General features: G+C 73.7%; 14 protein-coding genes. 8 read left to right on the forward strand and 6 right to left on the reverse strand.

The features are described from left to right. The first annotated feature begins 64 nt into the window (after nt 1–64). From mshD to pstB, 5 genes are all read left to right on the forward strand, one after another. Complete coding sequence (mshD, locus tag HH311_RS28310) at nt 65–1,006, forward strand: mycothiol synthase (protein WP_396027470.1); 942 nt, start codon at nt 65–67, stop codon at nt 1,004–1,006. Nucleotides 1,007–1,239: 233 nt separating this feature from the next. Then, the gene (pstS, locus tag HH311_RS28315; RefSeq protein ID WP_169187074.1) at nt 1,240–2,346 is read left to right on the forward strand and encodes a phosphate ABC transporter substrate-binding protein PstS; all 1,107 of its coding nucleotides are present in this window, start codon (nt 1,240–1,242) and stop codon (nt 2,344–2,346) included. A gap of 159 nt (nt 2,347–2,505) precedes the next feature. Then, entirely contained in the window at nt 2,506–3,489 is a 984-nt protein-coding gene (gene pstC / locus HH311_RS28320) for a phosphate ABC transporter permease subunit PstC (RefSeq protein WP_169187075.1), read from the forward strand. Next, the gene (pstA, locus tag HH311_RS28325; RefSeq protein ID WP_169187076.1) at nt 3,489–4,400 is read left to right on the forward strand and encodes a phosphate ABC transporter permease PstA; all 912 of its coding nucleotides are present in this window, start codon (nt 3,489–3,491) and stop codon (nt 4,398–4,400) included. Before pstC ends, pstA begins: the two co-directional genes overlap by 1 nt. A 12-nt stretch (nt 4,401–4,412) precedes the next feature. Continuing rightward, entirely contained in the window at nt 4,413–5,189 is a 777-nt protein-coding gene (gene pstB / locus HH311_RS28330) for a phosphate ABC transporter ATP-binding protein PstB (protein WP_169187077.1), read from the forward strand. 76 nt (nt 5,190–5,265) lie between these two features. On the opposite strand, the gene phoU is transcribed toward pstB, so the two are convergent. The 5 genes from phoU to dusB all read right to left on the reverse strand — a co-directional run bounded on the left by phoU (nt 5,266) and on the right by dusB (nt 11,371). Then, complete coding sequence (phoU, locus tag HH311_RS28335) at nt 5,266–5,922, reverse strand: phosphate signaling complex protein PhoU (protein WP_169187078.1); 657 nt, start codon at nt 5,920–5,922, stop codon at nt 5,266–5,268. Nucleotides 5,923–6,002: 80 nt separating this feature from the next. Further along, nucleotides 6,003–8,327 (reverse strand): LCP family protein, encoded by a 2,325-nt coding sequence (locus HH311_RS28340; RefSeq protein WP_169187079.1) that lies wholly within the window; start codon nt 8,325–8,327, stop codon nt 6,003–6,005. Between the two features lie 177 nt (nt 8,328–8,504). Then, a complete protein-coding gene (locus HH311_RS28345; RefSeq protein ID WP_312030465.1) occupies nt 8,505–9,542 on the reverse strand; it encodes a GGDEF domain-containing protein in 1,038 nt (345 codons plus the stop codon). Between the two features lie 209 nt (nt 9,543–9,751). Then, a complete protein-coding gene (locus HH311_RS28350) occupies nt 9,752–10,231 on the reverse strand; it encodes a hypothetical protein (RefSeq protein ID WP_169187080.1) in 480 nt (159 codons plus the stop codon). A gap of 15 nt (nt 10,232–10,246) precedes the next feature. Further along, the gene (gene dusB, locus HH311_RS28355) at nt 10,247–11,371 is read right to left on the reverse strand and encodes a tRNA dihydrouridine synthase DusB (RefSeq protein ID WP_169187081.1); all 1,125 of its coding nucleotides are present in this window, start codon (nt 11,369–11,371) and stop codon (nt 10,247–10,249) included. A 45-nt stretch (nt 11,372–11,416) separates the two neighbouring features. Between dusB and HH311_RS28360 the strand changes: the two genes are divergently transcribed. Beyond that, the gene (locus tag HH311_RS28360) at nt 11,417–12,415 is read left to right on the forward strand and encodes an RNA polymerase subunit sigma-70 (RefSeq protein ID WP_169187082.1); all 999 of its coding nucleotides are present in this window, start codon (nt 11,417–11,419) and stop codon (nt 12,413–12,415) included. Between the two features lie 38 nt (nt 12,416–12,453). Beyond that, nucleotides 12,454–13,059, forward strand: coding sequence for a maleylpyruvate isomerase family mycothiol-dependent enzyme (locus HH311_RS28365; RefSeq protein WP_169187083.1), 606 nt, complete (start codon nt 12,454–12,456; stop codon nt 13,057–13,059). Here the strand turns inward: HH311_RS28365 and HH311_RS28370 are convergent. Next, complete coding sequence (locus HH311_RS28370) at nt 13,056–14,657, reverse strand: Rieske 2Fe-2S domain-containing protein (RefSeq protein WP_169187084.1); 1,602 nt, start codon at nt 14,655–14,657, stop codon at nt 13,056–13,058. The two genes, HH311_RS28365 and HH311_RS28370, sit on opposite strands and share 4 nt — an antisense overlap. A gap of 77 nt (nt 14,658–14,734) precedes the next feature. Here HH311_RS28370 and HH311_RS28375 point away from each other — a divergent pair, with 77 nt between their 5' ends. Next, nucleotides 14,735–15,781, forward strand: a complete 1,047-nt coding sequence (locus HH311_RS28375) for a PHP domain-containing protein (RefSeq protein ID WP_169187085.1) — start codon at nt 14,735–14,737, stop codon at nt 15,779–15,781. Nucleotides 15,782–15,784 lie beyond the last annotated feature (3 nt).

The following is a 15,784-nucleotide window of genomic DNA, read 5'->3' on the forward strand; positions in this document are numbered from 1 at the left end:
CGGGCGCGGGGGATAGCGTCGCGCCGTGACCATCCCCGCGTCCCGCGAGACCGAGCCCGAGTGGATCGACCCGACGCCCGAGGACCGCGAGGCGATCGGGCACCTCGTCACCGCGGTGCGCCACGCCGACGGGGTCGACGCGTGGTCCGAGGCGGTGCTGCTCGACCTCGCGACCCCGACCGGTCACGGCCGGCACCTCGTGGTGCGAGCCGACGACGGGTCCCTCGCCGCCTGGGCCCACGTGGACACCGCCGACCCCGACGACGTCGTGGTGGAGCTCGGGGTCGCGCCCGGCGCGCGGCGGCACGGGGTGGCGACGTCGCTGGCGCGGGCCCTGCTGGCCGACCCGGCGGTCCGGCCCGGCCAGGCGCGGGTCTGGGCGCACGGGGAACGTCCGGGATCGGCCGAGCTCGCCGCCGCGCTCGGCCTCGATCGCGACCGCGAGCTGTGGATGATGCGCCGCCCCGCCGACGCCGGCCCCCTCCCGGCGCAGCGCCCGGTGGAGGGGGTCACGATCTCCCCGCTGCGGGTCGGGGAGGACGAGCCCGACGTCGTCGCCGTCAACGCCCGCGCCTTCGCCTGGCACCCCGAGCAGGGCGCGATGACCGTCGACGACGTCCGGCGGCGCGAGCAGGAGCCCTGGTTCGACGCCGAGGGGTTCCTGCTGGCGCGCGAGGACGCGACCGGCGACCTCCTCGGCTTCCACTGGACGAAGGTCCACCCCGAGGGCGCGCGCGACGGCGGGCCGGTGGGCGAGGTCTACGTGGTGGGGGTCGACCCGGGCGCGCAGGGCCGGGGGCTCGGCGGCGCGCTGACCCTCGCCGGCCTGCACCACCTCGCCGGCCGGGGGCACGACGAGGTGATCCTCTACGTCGAGGCGGACAACGCCGCCGCGGTCGCGACGTACCGCCGGCTGGCGTTCGCGGTGGATGCGACCGACGTCTCGTTCCGCCTCCCGGACGTCACCTCTGCGCCATCCGGCGGTGACGACGACGCCGGTCGGTGAGGACCTGCCTACCCTCCGTGCCCGACCGACACCCCCGCTGACCTGGCCCGATGTGTCGCCGCCCACGCCCGCGGTGAGCAGCCGGGCGCGTTCATTCCCCGTTCACCTCGCCAGCGTCACTCGTCCACCCGGCGCCCATAGCCTGCGCTGCGGTCGGCGCAGCCCGTGTCGGCCGTCCGCCCAGACCGGGACGAATCCGGCGCTGGGACCAGAGGACGAGACGGAGGATCCCTGTGAGGTTCCAGCGGCGCGCAGCGGCGATCGGCCTGATCGCGGCCGGGGCGCTCCTGTTCAGCGCGTGCGGCAGTGACAACAACTCCGGCGGCGGGTCCACGCCGCAGGCGTCGGGCGTCACCTGTGGCGGCAAGCAGGCGCTCAAGGCCAGCGGCTCGACCGCGCAGGCGAACGCCATCACGGGCTTCGTCAACACGTTCGAGCAGACCTGCAACGGCCAGACCGTGAACTACACGGCCAGTGGTTCGGGGGCCGGTGTCAACGACTTCACCGGGAACCAGACCGACTTCGCCGGGTCGGACTCCGCGCTGACCGCGGCGCAGACCCCGGCGGCGCAGCAGCGCTGCACCTCCACCCCGCTCAACCTCCCGATGGTCTTCGGCCCGGTCGCGATCGCCTACAACGTCGCGGGCGTCACCGACCTCGCGCTCGACGGCCCGACGCTCGCCAAGATCTTCAACGGGACCGTCAAGACCTGGAACGACCCGGCCATCGTGGCCCTCAACCCGGGCAAGAACCTGCCCGCGGCGCCGATCGTCGTGAACTTCCGGTCCGACAACTCCGGCACCACCCAGAACTTCCAGAACTACCTCAACGCCGCGTCGAACAACGCCTACGGCAAGCCGGCGGCGCAGACGTTCAACGGCGGTGTCGGGGCGGGCGCCAAGGGCAGCCAGGGTGTCACCGACGCCACGAAGAACACGCCGAACTCGATCGCCTACATCGAGGCGTCCTTCGCCCAGAAGGCCCAGCTGCCCACCGCGAACATCATAAACGCGGGCGGCGGCCAGCCGGTCCCGCTGTCGACCGACAACCTCGGCAAGGCGATCGACGCGGTGAAGGTCACCGGGCAGGGCAACGACCTGACCCTCGACCTGACGAGCATCTACAAGACCACGACGCCGGGCGCGTACCCGATCTCGCTGGCCACCTACGAGATCGTCTGCAGCAAGTACGCCGATCCGCAGACGGGGCAGGCGGTGAAGGCGTTCCTGCAGACCGCCCTGTCGCCGCAGGCCCAGGGCACGCTGAGCCAGGGCGGGTACGTCCCGGTCCCCGACGCGTTCAAGCAGCGTCTGACGACGTCGGTCAACTCGATCTCCTGATCGACCCGGGCCCGGTCGGGACTCCCCTCCCGGCCGGGCCCGTGCCCGGCACGAACCCGACACCCGAGGCGGTTCCGGAGAGCTGTGAGCGAGAGCACCACCGAGCGGGCAGGTTCGGGGGGGCCTGAGACCCAGGACACCCCGGGAGATTCCGCCACCATGTCATCCGTGACCGACACCCAGCAGCAGGCCACCCCGCCCAGGACCGGCGGGGCGCGCTCGGGCGGCACCGGGGAACGCGTCTTCCGCGGGCTCACCACCGGCTCCGGCCTCGTCGTCGTCGCCGCGATCGCCCTCATCGGCCTGTTCCTGGTCGTCCAGGCCATCCCGTCGCTGATCGCGAACCACGACAACTTCCTGACCAGCCCCGAGTTCAACACCACCGACGCGAACAACCTGCGCTTCGGCATCCGGGACCTCCTGGTGGTCACGGTGCTGTCGTCGCTCATGGCGCTGGTGATCGCGATGCCGGTCGGCCTCGGCATCGCGCTCTTCCTCACGCAGTACACGCCGGAGCGCCTGGCCCGACCGTTCTCCTACGTGATCGGCCTGCTCGCCGCGGTCCCGTCGATCGTCTACGGCCTCTGGGGGATCCTGGTCCTCGCCCCGGCCATCGAACCGGGCGCGGGCTTCCTCCAGACCTGGCTGGGCTGGTTCTTCCTGTTCGCGCCGGGCAACATCGCCCCGGTCCTCACGGGCACGATCTTCACCGCGGGCATCGTCCTCGCGATCATGATCCTGCCGATCATCACGGCCACCACCCGCGAGGTGTTCGCCCAGACCCCGCGCTTCCACATCGAGGCCGCCCAGGCCCTCGGCGCCACACGGTGGGAGGTCATCCGCATGGCCGTGCTGCCCTACGGCCGGAGCGGGTTCATCGCGGCCTCGATGCTCGGTCTCGGCCGCGCCCTCGGCGAGACCATCGCGATCCTGCTCGTCATCCGCGCCTCGACGAGCCCGTCGCACGGCAGCCTGTTCGACGGCGGGTACACGTTCGCCTCGCTCATCGCCTCGGCCGCGTCGGAGTTCAGCCAGCCGCTGCCGACCGGCGCCTACATCTCGGCGGGCCTCGTGCTGTTCGTGCTCACCTTCGTCGTCAACGCGCTGGCCCGCGTGGTGGCCGGCGGGAAGGTGAACGGCTGATGTCGACCGCCCTCGACGCGCCGGACCAGCCGGCCGTCCCCGAGGCCTTCCGCAGCATCTCGACGGCGCGCAAGGTCAAGAACCACGTCGCGACGGTGCTGGTGAGCCTCGCGTTCCTCATCGCCGTGGTCCCCCTGGTGTGGCTGATCGTCAGCGTCCTCGCCAAGGGCCTGCCGGCGATCGTCTCGATCGACTGGTGGACGCACTCGCTCTCGGGCGTCTCGCCGGACGAGGCCAAGGGCGGCGTCTACCACGCGATCATCGGCACCCTGATCCAGGCGGTCATCGCCGGGATCTTCGCCGTGCCGATCGGCATCGGCGCCGCGGTCTACCTCACCGAGTACGGCCGCGGCCGGCTCGCGAGGACCACCAGCTTCATGGTCGACATCCTCTCCGGCGTGCCCTCGATCGTCGCGGCGCTGTTCATCTTCGCGCTCTTCATCTCGATCGGCGGCCTCGACCAGAGCGGGTTCCTCGTCGGCCTGGCCCTCGTGCTGCTGATGCTCCCCGTGGTCATCCGCAACACCGAGGAGATGCTGCGGCTGGTGCCCGACGAGCTCCGCGAGGCCTCCTACGCGCTCGGCATCCCGAAGTGGAAGACGATCCTGCGGATCGTGCTCCCGACCGCGCTCTCGGGCACCGTCACCGGGATCATGCTGGCCTTCGCCCGCGTCATGGGCGAGACGGCACCGGTGCTGGTCCTCGTCGGCTACGCCCGCGCGATCAACTTCGACCCGTTCAACGGCAACCAGGCGTCGCTGCCGCTGCTCATCTACACCGAGCTCTCGACGAACCCCTCGGCGGCCGGCCAGCTGCGCATCTGGGGCGGCGCACTGACCCTGATCCTCATCGTGATGGTCTTCCAGCTCGTCGCGAGCCTCATCTCCCGCTTCTCGACGATCTCCAAGTAAGGGACCCTCCTCGTGGCCAAGCGTCTCGACCTCAAGGACGTCGACATCTACTACGGCGACTTCCACGCCGTGGCGAACGTCAACCTCTCGGTGCCCCCGCGCACCGTCACCTCGTTCATCGGCCCCTCGGGCTGCGGGAAGTCCACCGTGCTGCGGACCCTCAACCGCATGCACGAGGAGATCCCGGGCGCGCGCGTGGAGGGCGAGGTCCTCCTCGACGGCGAGGACATCTACGCCCGCGGCTCCGACGCCGTGGCGGTGCGGCGCACCATCGGGATGGTGTTCCAGCGCCCCAACCCGTTCCCGACGATGTCCATCCGCGACAACGTCGTCGCCGGGCTGAAGCTGCAGGGCGTGCGGGACAAGAAGAAGCTCGACGAGGTGTGCGAGGCCTCGCTGCGCGGCGCGAACCTCTGGAAGGAGGTCTCCGGCCGGCTCGACAAGCCCGGCGGCGGCCTCTCCGGCGGTCAGCAGCAGCGGCTGTGCATCGCCCGCGCGATCGCCGTCGAGCCCGACGTGCTGCTCATGGACGAGCCGTGCTCCGCGCTGGACCCGATCTCGACGCTGGCGATCGAGGACCTCATCGGGGACCTCAAGACGGAGTACACGATCGTCATCGTCACCCACAACATGCAGCAGGCGGCCCGGGTGAGCGACCAGACGGCGTTCTTCAACCTCGAGGCCACCGGCAAGCCGGGCCACCTCGTCGAGATCGACGACACCGAGAAGATCTTCTCGAACCCCACCGAGCGGGAGACCGAGGACTACATCTCCGGCCGCTTCGGCTGAGTCACCCGCTCGGGACGAACGACTCGTTCGTGCGCGTAGAGGCCACGAACGACTCGTTCGTCCGGTCCGGGGAGGCTCAGGCCAGCGGCGGGTCGGGCATCTTGCCGGTGACCATGAAGACCACGCGGCGGGCGACGGCCACGGCGTGGTCGGCGAACCGCTCGTAGAACCGGCCGAGCAGGGTCACGTCCACCGCGGGCGCCACCCCGTGGGGCCAGTCGCGGTTCATCATCACGGTGAACAGGTGCCGGTGGAGGTCGTCCATGGCGTCGTCGTCGGACTCCATGGTGAACGCGAGCTCGATGTCGCGGTCGAGGATCACCCGGCGGGCGTCCTGGGCCAGGTCGAGCGCGACGCGGCCCATCTCGGCGAAGTAGGGCGCCACCTCCTGGGGCAGCACCAGGTCGGGGTGGCGCCGGCGCGCGGCCTTCGCGACGTGGAGGGCGAGGTCGCCCATCCGCTCGAGGTCGCCCGCGGAGTGGATGGCCGCGATCACGGAGCGGAGGTCCCCGGCGACCGGGGCCTGCAGGGCGAGCAGGCCGAACGCCTGCTCCTCGGCGGAGCTGCGGAGCGAGTCGATCTCGGTGTCGCCCGAGATGACCTCCTCGGCCAGATCGAGATCCCCCTCGAGGAGGGCCGTCGTCGCCTTCTTCATGGCCTCGCCGGCCAGCTGGGACATCTGGGCGAGCTCGTCGTTCAGTCCCGAGAGCTTCTCGTGGTAGGCCGTGCGCATGGCCGCAGAGTAGGCGGAAGCGGGGGACTGGACCCGTCCGTCACGTGAACCAGCGGTGAACGGCGGGCGGTGCCCGACGATCACCCGCAGGCGGTGTCCGCCGCGTTGACCAGGGGAGCGGCGGGCGCGGCGGGCGGCGGCGCGGCCGGGTTGACGACCTTGCCCTGGAAGTCGTCCCCGAGCTGCAGGACGAGGCCGCCCGAGCCGCCCGCCTCGGGGGTGAGCGCGGCTCCCGGGACGGCCCGCTGCAGCGTCGCCGCCGCCCCGGCCTGGTCGGGGGTGAAGCGGATGACCGTGCGCGGGGCCGCCGAGCCCGAGGAGAGGGCCGAGCCGCCCGCCACGGTGAACCCGTACCCGCGCAGCGCCCCGGCCACCGAGCTCTCGGAGGGCGCCTGGGAGCCGCGGTCGCTGCGGAAGCCGGACGCGGAGGCGTCGGACTCGCCGGAGCCGTCGTCGCCGGAGCCGGAGCCGGAGCCCGCGTCGCCGGTGTCGGTGCGCGCGTCCACCAGGCGCAGCGCGACCCGGTCCGCGGGGACCGCGGGCGCCGCGGCCCGCGGCGGGGCGGCGCCGGGCTGCCCGGGCAGCGGCCGGTCGTCGATGATCGCGCCGAAGAGCGCCCGGTCGTCGGCGTCGCGCAGCACCTCGTTGCCGCGGTCGTTCGCCACGCCCGTGGTGGGCACCGTCGTGAAGGTGACCTGGTGCGCGTCGAGCGCCGACAGCGACTGGCCGAGGGAGAGCATCTGGTCGGCCTCGATGTTCTCGCCGTAGGTCGAGCGGGACACCGCGCCGACCAGGGCGTCGAGCTTGCCGAGGTCGAGCAGCGTGCCCGCCGACAGCGACTGGCGCAGCAGGGCCGAGAGGAAGAGCTGTTGGCGGTGGATGCGGCCGTAGTCGCTCGTCGGGTCGCCGATCACGTGGCGGGCCCGCACGAAGTCCAGCGCCTGGTCGCCGGTGATCACCGTCGTGCCGGCCCTCGGGATGACCGTGCCGAGGATCGTGTCGCGCATCGGCTTGTCGAGACAGACCGGGACGCCGCCGACGGCGTCGACCATGTCCTTGAAGCCGGAGAAGTCCACCGCGAGGAAGTGGTTCACCGCGAGGCCGGAGAGCTGCTGGACGACCTTGGTGACGCAGCGCGGGCCGCCGACCTGGTAGGCGGAGTTGAGCTTCACGCGCGGCGTGTCGGGGATCGTCTGCGGGGTGTAGGCGCCGCTCACGGAGTCCCAGCGCTCGCAGGCGGGCCGGTCGATCTCCAGGTCGCGCGGGAAGCTGACGACGGTCATCCCGGTCCGGCTCGCCGGGATGTGGACGATCATGACGGTGTCCGACCGGGCGCCCGGAACGTCGTTGGGGTCCCCGACGTCCTCGGTGGGGGTGGCCCCGACCCGGGTGTCCGAGCCGACCACGAGGAAGTTCTGGTCCCCGGCCTGGGCGGCGGGGTCGACGATCGAGGCCGACGTCGGGTCCAGCGCGGCGATCTGGCGGACCGCGGTCTCGAACCACGAGGTCGCGCCCCAGGCGAGCCCGCTCACGAGCACGACCAGCGCCGACATCGCCGTGGCGAGGACGCGGACCGTGCGCCCCCAGGTCCACCGGCGGCGCGGCCGCGCCTCGCGCACCGGCGCGGCGACGGCGGGCTTCTCCCGGACGGGCTTCTCGCGGGGGGTCTTCTCCCGGGGCGGCTTCTCCCGGACGGGCTTCTCCCGGACGGGCTTCTCGCGCGGGGCGTCGTTGCGGGGGGCGGTGTCGCGGGGTGGCTTCGTCCGGCGGAGCCTTTCCCGGGAGAGCTCCGCGGAGGTCGCCGCCCAGTCCAGGTCCGCCTCGCCCGACGCCGGGACGACGACGCTGCGCAGCGCGGGGACCTCGTCGCCCCCGGGCGCCGCCGCGGGGGTGGGGGCCGACGGGTGCGGCATCCGCTCGGTGGGCTCGCGGTCCTCGTCCGGCTCCGGGTGAGGCGGCTCCGGGGGCGCGGCCGGTGTCGACGGCGAGGCCGGTGCCGCGGGCGCCGTCGGGACCGCGGGGCGCGGCGGCCCGACCGCGGAGCGGGCGGGCCCGCGGGGAGGTGGGGCCGTGGGAGGTGGGGCCGTGGGAGGTGGGGCCGTGGGCGGTGGTGCTGTGGGCGGCACCGCGCGGGGCGGCGCGGCCGTCGCGGGGGGTGCGGTGCCGGCGCCCGCGGCGGCGCCGACGAGGTCGCGCATCGGCTCGGTGGTGGCGGCGGCCCCGGCGGGGCGCAGCCCGTGGCGCAGGGCGCGCTTGCGGGCCAGCGGGACCATCGTGGGCGCGACCGCGCCGCGCCGCGGCGGCTCGACCGGTCCGGGGACGGCGATCCGGGTCGGCACCGAGGGCGGACCCGACCGGGAGCGGGCGGCGCCGGACCCGGCCTCTCGCTCTCGGTCGTCGGTCATGGAACCCCCGGAGTACCCGCGGACAGGAACCGGGCGCTCGCCGTGGCGCCGGGCCCACGCATCGTACTCGGACGGTCACCAAAACGTGGCCGGAGGGCTATCGCGCCGAGACCTGGCCACCACGGTGGTCGGCACAACGTGAGCTGGTGCTCCGATCAGCGGAGCACCAGCGGACGTTCAGTGCCCCGAACGCCCCGGACGGGGTGCCTCGCGCACCGATCGAACGACCGCCTCGACCCCGCGGCGTCCTGCCGCCGGCCCGGCCAGCCGGACGCGGTCGGCGGCGTCGCGGTAGGCCACCGCGTTGCGGCCCGTGCGCTTCGCCACGTAGAGGAGCTCGTCGACCCGGTCCAGGGCGCCCGGCGTCGGGTCGTCCCCGGCGTCGGCGAGGGCGTCCGCCCCGAGGCAGCAGACGCCGGCGCTGACGGTCACCCGCAGGTCCGGCGCGATGGCGGTCCAGTCGTGCTCCTCGACGCGGGCGCGGATCCCCTCGCAGGTGCGCACGGCGTCGTCGGGGGTGGCCCCGGTGAGCACGAGGGCGAACTCCTCGCCGCCGTACCGGGCGCAGAAGCCGTCGGGCGCCGGGCCGTCGATGCCCTCGCGCATGAGCGTCACGAGGGTGCGCAGCACGGAGTCCCCGACGGCGTGGCCGTAGGTGTCGTTGACCTGCTTGAAGTGGTCGACGTCGAGCAGCGCGACGCAGACCGCCCCGGCCGTCCCGTCGGCGCCGTCGATGCCGTCACGCAGCGTCGACAGGCGTTCGTCGAGGTAGCGGCGGTTCCACGTGGCCGTCAGGCTGTCGCGCCGGCTCTGCTCACGGGCCTCGGCGCGTTCGCGGCGGAGACGGTCGACTTCGCGGCGTAACTGCTCGGGCACGTGCACCGGCGGTGTGTCGCCGAGGTGCACGAGGGCCATCGCGGCCCGCAGGTGCTGGTAGGCGCGGCGCCACTCGCCGCGGTCGGCGAGCACCTCGGCGGCGGCCTCGTGGGCCCGGGCCTGCGCCGCGCGCGCGGCTCCCGGATCGTCCGCCGCCGCGTCCTGCCGCAGCGCCTCGTCGATCCCGACGATCGGGGAGGTGTCGAACGTGCTGGCAGTGGGTTCGTGCACGGGGTTCTCGGACACGTCGTCGGGGGACGCGCGCAGCGGCGTGGGTGGCTCCGCGGGCGTCGTCGACGACGCGCGGTCCGGCCGGCCGACGAGCCGTGAACCCCTCACCAGCACCTGTCCCTCCCCGGTGGTGTCCCCTCTCCAGTGTCGCGCGTGACGGCTCCGGTGCAATGGCCCCACCCCGCCCGCCAACGGAATCAACCGTCCGGTCGATGTGACTCTGCGTGGAGAATCCGCGCTGCTGTCCACCGGGCCCCGGATCGCTGCCCGACCGGGCGCTCAAGTCCTCGGCTCGTGACGGGCCGTGGTGTCGGGATCTAGTCAGCGCACGGAGCGTAGCCGGTGACGCGGTCGCCGCGGACGACGAAGTGCTTCGACCCGACGTCCTCGCGGATCTCCGCGGGCCCCCGGCGGACCGAGACCGCGGCCGCCACCACGTACACCGCCCCCGGCGGCCTCCCGGTGCCCGGTGCGGTCTCCGGTGGCCGCCAGCCGGGGTCGGGGCGCAGGGTGCGGCCGACGAGGTCGGTCTGCAGCGTCAGGTCGGTGAAGCACCGGTCGGGCGGGAACGGCGCCCCCTCGGCCTGGGTGGCCCGCAGGAACGCCGCCTGCGCGGCCGGCCCGGCGTCGCCCGCGTGGTTGGCGGAGGCGACGTAGGAGTCGATGAGCACGCGGTCCGACGACGGGACGAGGCCGACGCGGGCGGTCCCGGGGACGACGGCCCCGCACCCGCCCAGCACCACGGCGGCGAGGAGGGTCCCGACGGCGAGGGCGGGCACCCGGCGCACGAGGGCCACCCGGCGCACGAGGGCTCAGCCGCCGGAGTTCATGACGTCGGCCCCCGCGGGCACCGTCGCGTCCTCGGGGTCGTCGAGCCAGCCCTCGGGGAGGGTGACGTGGCCCGGCGAGCCCTGGCGCCCGCGCGGCCCGTCGGCGTCCGGCGGGAACGGCTGGTCGGCCTCGAGCCGGGCCAGGAGCGCGTCCAGAGCCTCCAGCCCGTCGATCATCCCGAGCCCGCGGCGGACCTCGGAGCCGACGGCGAACCCGTGGAGGTACCAGGACATGTGCTTGCGGGCGTCGCGCACGCCCTTGCGCTCGCCGTGGTGGGCGATGAGCAGCTCGACGTGGCGGCGCATCACGCCCGCGACCTGGCCCAGCGTCGGCGGGGTCGGTGCCGGGCGGCCGGCGAAGGCGGCCTCGAGCTCGCCGAAGAGCCAGGGGCGGCCCAGGCAGCCCCGGCCGACCACCACGCCGTCGCACCCGGTCTTCTCGACCATCGCGAGGGCGTCGTCGGCGGCGAAGATGTCGCCGTTGCCCAGGACCGGGACCTCGGCGGGCACCGCGTCGCGCAGCTCGGCGATGCGGGTCCAGTCGGCGTGCCCGGAGTAGCGCTGGGCCGCCGTGCGGGCATGCAGGGCCACCGCGGCCGCGCCCTCGGCGGCGGCGATGCGCCCGGCGTCGAGGAAGGTCTCGTGCTCGTCGTCGATCCCGACGCGCATCTTCACCGTCAGCGGCAGCCCGCCCCGGGCGGCCTCCTCGACCGCGCGCCGGACGATCCGCTCGAACAGCCGGCGCTTGTAGGGCAGCGCCGCCCCGCCGCCGCGGCGGGTCACCTTGGGCACCGGGCACCCGAAGTTGAGGTCCACGTGGTCGGCGAGGTCCTCGTCGACGACCCGCTGCACGGCCCGCCCGATCGTCTCCGGGTCGACGCCGTAGAGCTGCATCGAGCGGGGCGTCTCGTCGTCGTCGAACGCGATCATCTCGGCGGTGCCGGGATGGCGCTCCACCAGCGCCCGCGCGGTGATCATCTCGCAGACGTAGAGGCCCGCGCCCTGCTCGCGGCACAGCCGGCGGAAGGGCGGGTTGGTGATGCCCGCCATCGGCGCGAGCACGACCGGGGTCCCCAGCTCGTGCGGACCGATGCGCAACGCCTCCATGGCGCTCCATTGTGCGCCAGCCCGCGGACACGGTGGACTCCCGGCATGGCCGTACCGATCGTCGACGAGCTCGAGGCGCTGCGGGTGCCCCTGACCGCGCACTGCTACCGCATGCTCGGGTCGGCGGCGGACACCGACGACGCCGTGCAGGAGGCCATGCTGCGGGCCTTCCGCCACCGGGAGCGCTACGACCCGGACCGCGGCGCCCTGCCCCCGTGGGTGTTCCGGATCGCGACGACGGTCTGCCTCGACCTGCTGCGCGCCGCGCGCCGGCGCGCCCTGTGCGTCGACCTCGGGCCCGCGGCCGTCCCGGGAGCGGAGATCGGTGTCCCGCTGCCGGCGGACCGGTTCGTCGAACCGATGCCCGACGCCCGCCTCGTCGCGGCCGTCGACCCGGCGGAGGCCACCACCCAGCGCGAGACCGTGCGGCTCGCCTTCGTCGCCGCCCTGCAGCACCTCCCGCCGCGGCAGCGCGCGACGCTGATCCTGCGCGACGTCCTGGCGTTCTCGGCCGCGGAGACCGCCGAGGTCCTCGGCACGACGACGGCGTCGGTCACCAGCGCCCTGCAGCGCGCCCGCGAGACGCTCGACCGGCACCGGCCGGCCCCGGGGGACCCGTTCGACGCCGCCGACCCGGAGCAGCGGCACCTGCTCGCGCGCTACGTCGACGCCTTCGAGGCGCACGACGTCGCCCGCCTGACCGACCTGCTGGCCGAGGACGCCCGCACGTCCATGCCGCCGTTCGCCTGGTGGCTGGAGGGCGGCGCGACGATCGCCGGGCTGATCGGGCTCGGCGGCTGCGAGGGCGCCCGGCTCGCGCCGACCGTGATCAGCGGTCACCCGGGGTTCGGCCAGTACCGGCCGGACGGGCAGGGGCTGCTGCGGCCGTTCGCGCTGGTGCTGGTGGAGCCCCGCGGCGGCCGCGTCGCGCACACGACGACGTTCCTCGGCACCGCGGACCGCTTCGGCGAGTTCGGCCTGCCCGCCGTGCTCGACGCGGATTCCCGGCCGGCGACCGATGAGTCTCCGGCGCCGCGGACGTAGGAGGTGGCGTCAGCGTCGTCGTTCCCCAGGAGACCGCCGTGCCGCGCCAGCTCGACACCACCGATCCGCTCGCCCGCGAGACCCTCGCCGAACGCGAGCGGCTCGCCGATCTCTACGCCGCTCTCGACCCCGACCAGTGGGCGGCGCCCTCGCTGTGCGCGGGCTGGCGGGTCCGGGAGGTCGTCGCCCACGTGACGATGCCCTACCGCCACTCGGCGGTCCGGGTGCTGTGCGGGATCGCGGCGGCGCGGGGGGACTTCAACCGGTTCGCCGACCGGATCGCCCGCGCCGACACCGCCCACCACTCGGACGCCGAGCTCCTGGCGTCGCTGCGCGACAACGTCGCCCACCCGTGGCGCCCACCGGGCGGCGGGCAGGCCGGGGCGCTGAGCCACGACGTCATCCACGGCCTCGACGTCACCGAGGCGCTCGGCCTGCCCCGGACTCCGGCGGACCGCGTGCGGCACGTGCTGGGCTCCGCGACGCCGCGCATGCTGGCCTACTTCGGCAGCGACCTCGCCGGCACCCGGCTGGTCGCGACCGACACCGACCTGTCGCTCGGGGAGGGGCCGCGGGTCGTCGAGCTGCCCGCGGTCGATCTCCTGCTCCGGGTCACCGGTCGGGCACGGGCCGGGGCGCGTTAGCGGTCGAGCTTCTCCGCGCGGATCTCGTGGCCGGCGCTGGTCAGGCAGCGCCCGGTCGCGAGGTTGAACTTCCAGTTGTGCAGCGTGCAGGTCAGCACGTCCCCGTCGACGGTGCCGAACTTCGAGAGGTCGGCGGACAGGTGGGGGCAGCGGGCCTGCACGCGCCAGCCGTCGAGCTCGACGTCGCGCCCGTCGTCGTTCTGCGCGTCGTACCAGTTCTCCACGTAGTCCATCCGCTCCTCGGACAGACACTTGAAGAACGTGTAGAGGTACTCGTTGTACTGGCCGACCCGGGTCGCGGTGAACCGCACGGACAGGAACAGCGAGTTCGACCAGTCGACCTCGCCGGTCGCGACGTTGGTCGCCACGAGCTCGGCGGGCACGCCCCAGCGGTAGCGGGCCTGCTCGCCGTCGTACAGGCGGATCTCGCGGGCCGGGAAGTCGAACGTCAGCGACAGCGTGCCGTCGTCGTCGACGCCGGGCGTGGTGTCCGGCATGCCGTGCAGGTCCATCCGGACCGGGCCGCCGATCCCGTCGCACATGTGGTCGGCACGCTTCATCAGCGGCTCGATCCACTCCTTGAGCCGCACCAGCAGGTCGGGCTGCGGCGCGGCCCACCGTGCCTTCTGGGCCTCGATCACGGGCCGGGCGCGCTCGGCGAAGTCGCGGAGGTAGCGCTCCTTGTCGACGAAGATGCGCTCGACGTCGTCGTCGGGCATCGGGTGCGCCAGGTCGGTGACGGTGCCGTGGCCGATCTCGGCGGTCGTGCCCGGCAGCAGCAGGTGGCCCTGCTGCTGCTCGGAGCCGTCCTCGGCGCCGAGCTCGCGCATCCGGCCGAGGAACTCCCACTGGTCGGTGAAGATCGACTCGCCCTCGACGCCCTCGTAGCCCAGGCCGTTCCAGCGGAACAGGTCGTCGTCGAGGAAGCAGGGCGGACCCGCCGTCGGGAAGACGTGCGGCGCGCCGACCTCGCGGATGTAGCGCATCGCCCGGTCCTCCTGGCCGATGCGCTTGCGGCGGGCGAACTCGCGCTTCGCGGCCTTCGGCAGGTCGTAGACCATCGGCCACCAGATCGCGCCGGAGAACTGGGTGAAGTGCGCGTCGTAGGCGCCGAACTCCAGCAGCTTCGGGATGTCGAGCGGGTGCGCGTCGTTCTGGTTCACGATCCGCGCGGTGCCGTCGTCGAGGGAGAGCGCGGAGTCGCCGATCGGGCCGTCGCCCGGTCCCTTCAGCGAGGTGATCATGAACCGGAGGCCGCCGTCGAGCTCCTGCGGGACACCCGACTCGGTCCGCACGAAGTGCCGGAACCCCAGCGCGCGCAGCTCCTGCTCGAGCTCGTCGGTGGGGTAGTCGGGCAGCAGCACGCGGGCGTCCTTGGAGACGTGCTCGCGCAGGTTGTCCGCGTCGAAGTGGTCGCGGTGCAGGTGGGAGACGTAGAGGTAGTCGGTCTTCCCGAGCTCGGTCCAGTCGAGCCCGGTGTTGTCGGGGAAGGGCACCCAGGACGCGAAGAACGCCGGGTTCACCCACGGGTCGCACAGCACGCTGCCGCCCGCGGTCTCGAAACGCATCCCCGCGTGCCCGACTCCGGTCACCCGCACGAGCAGACCTCCTCGTAGAACATCGTCCCCCGGGGATTGTCCGCCGTGGCCGAGCCCACGCCCGGCCCGGGTGGGGTATGTCTGTGGGCGTGACCGCTCTGCCCGTCGACGGTGACCCGATCGCCGCCCTGCGCGCCGTCGCCTTCTACCTCGAGCGCGAGCGCGCCGAGACCTACCGGGTGAGGGCGTACCGCACGGCGGCCGAACGGCTGGCGGAGCTGGGTCCCGACGAGGTGGCCTCCCGCGCCGCGGCGGGCACGCTCACCGACCTCAAGGGGGTCGGCAAGAAGACCGCGGCCGTCGTCACCGACGTCGTTGCCGGCCGGACGCCGGAGACCCTCGCCGAGCTGGAGTCGCGGCACACCGAGCCGGTCGCGGGCGGGATCGCGCTGCGGGAGCTGCTGCGCGGCGACTGCCACACCCACTCGATGTGGTCCGACGGGGGGAGCGACATCCTCGAGATGGCGCGCACGGCCCGCGACCTGGGTCATTCCTGGATGGTGCTCACCGACCACTCCGAGAACCTGACCGTCGCCAACGGCCTGTCCCCGGACCGGCGCCGGCGGCAGTTCGACGTGATCGCCGAGGTCAACGAGGAGCTGGCCCCGTTCCGGCTGCTGCGCGGCATCGAGGTCGACATCCTCGAGGACGGGTCGATCGACGCACCGGACGACCTGCTCTCCGAGCTGGACCTGGTGGTGGCCTCGGTGCACTCGAAGCTGCGCTCGCCGAGCGAGGAGATGACCGCGCGGATGGTGTGCGGCGTCTCGCACCCGCTGGTCGACGTGCTCGGGCACTGCACCGGCCGCCTCGTCACCGGCGGGCGCGGGACCCGGCCGCCCTCGACGTTCGACGCCGAGGCGGTGTTCGACGCGTGCCTCGAGAACGGCGTCGCCGTCGAGATCAACTCGCGCCCCGAGCGGCTCGACCCGCCCCGGGACCTGCTCCGCCAGGCGCTCGAGGCGGGGTGCGAGTTCGTGGTCGACACCGACGCCCACGCCCCGGGCCAGCTCGACTGGCAGCCCTACGGCTGCGAGCGCGCCGTGGAGTGCGAGGTGCCCGCGGACAAGGTCGTCAACACGCGCTCCGCCGACGACCTCCTGGCGTGGCGAACCCGCCTCTGACCT

This window comes from Actinomycetospora sp. TBRC 11914 (genome assembly GCF_012933465.1).
In the GTDB taxonomy this organism is placed as follows: Bacteria; Actinomycetota; Actinomycetes; order Mycobacteriales; family Pseudonocardiaceae; genus Actinomycetospora.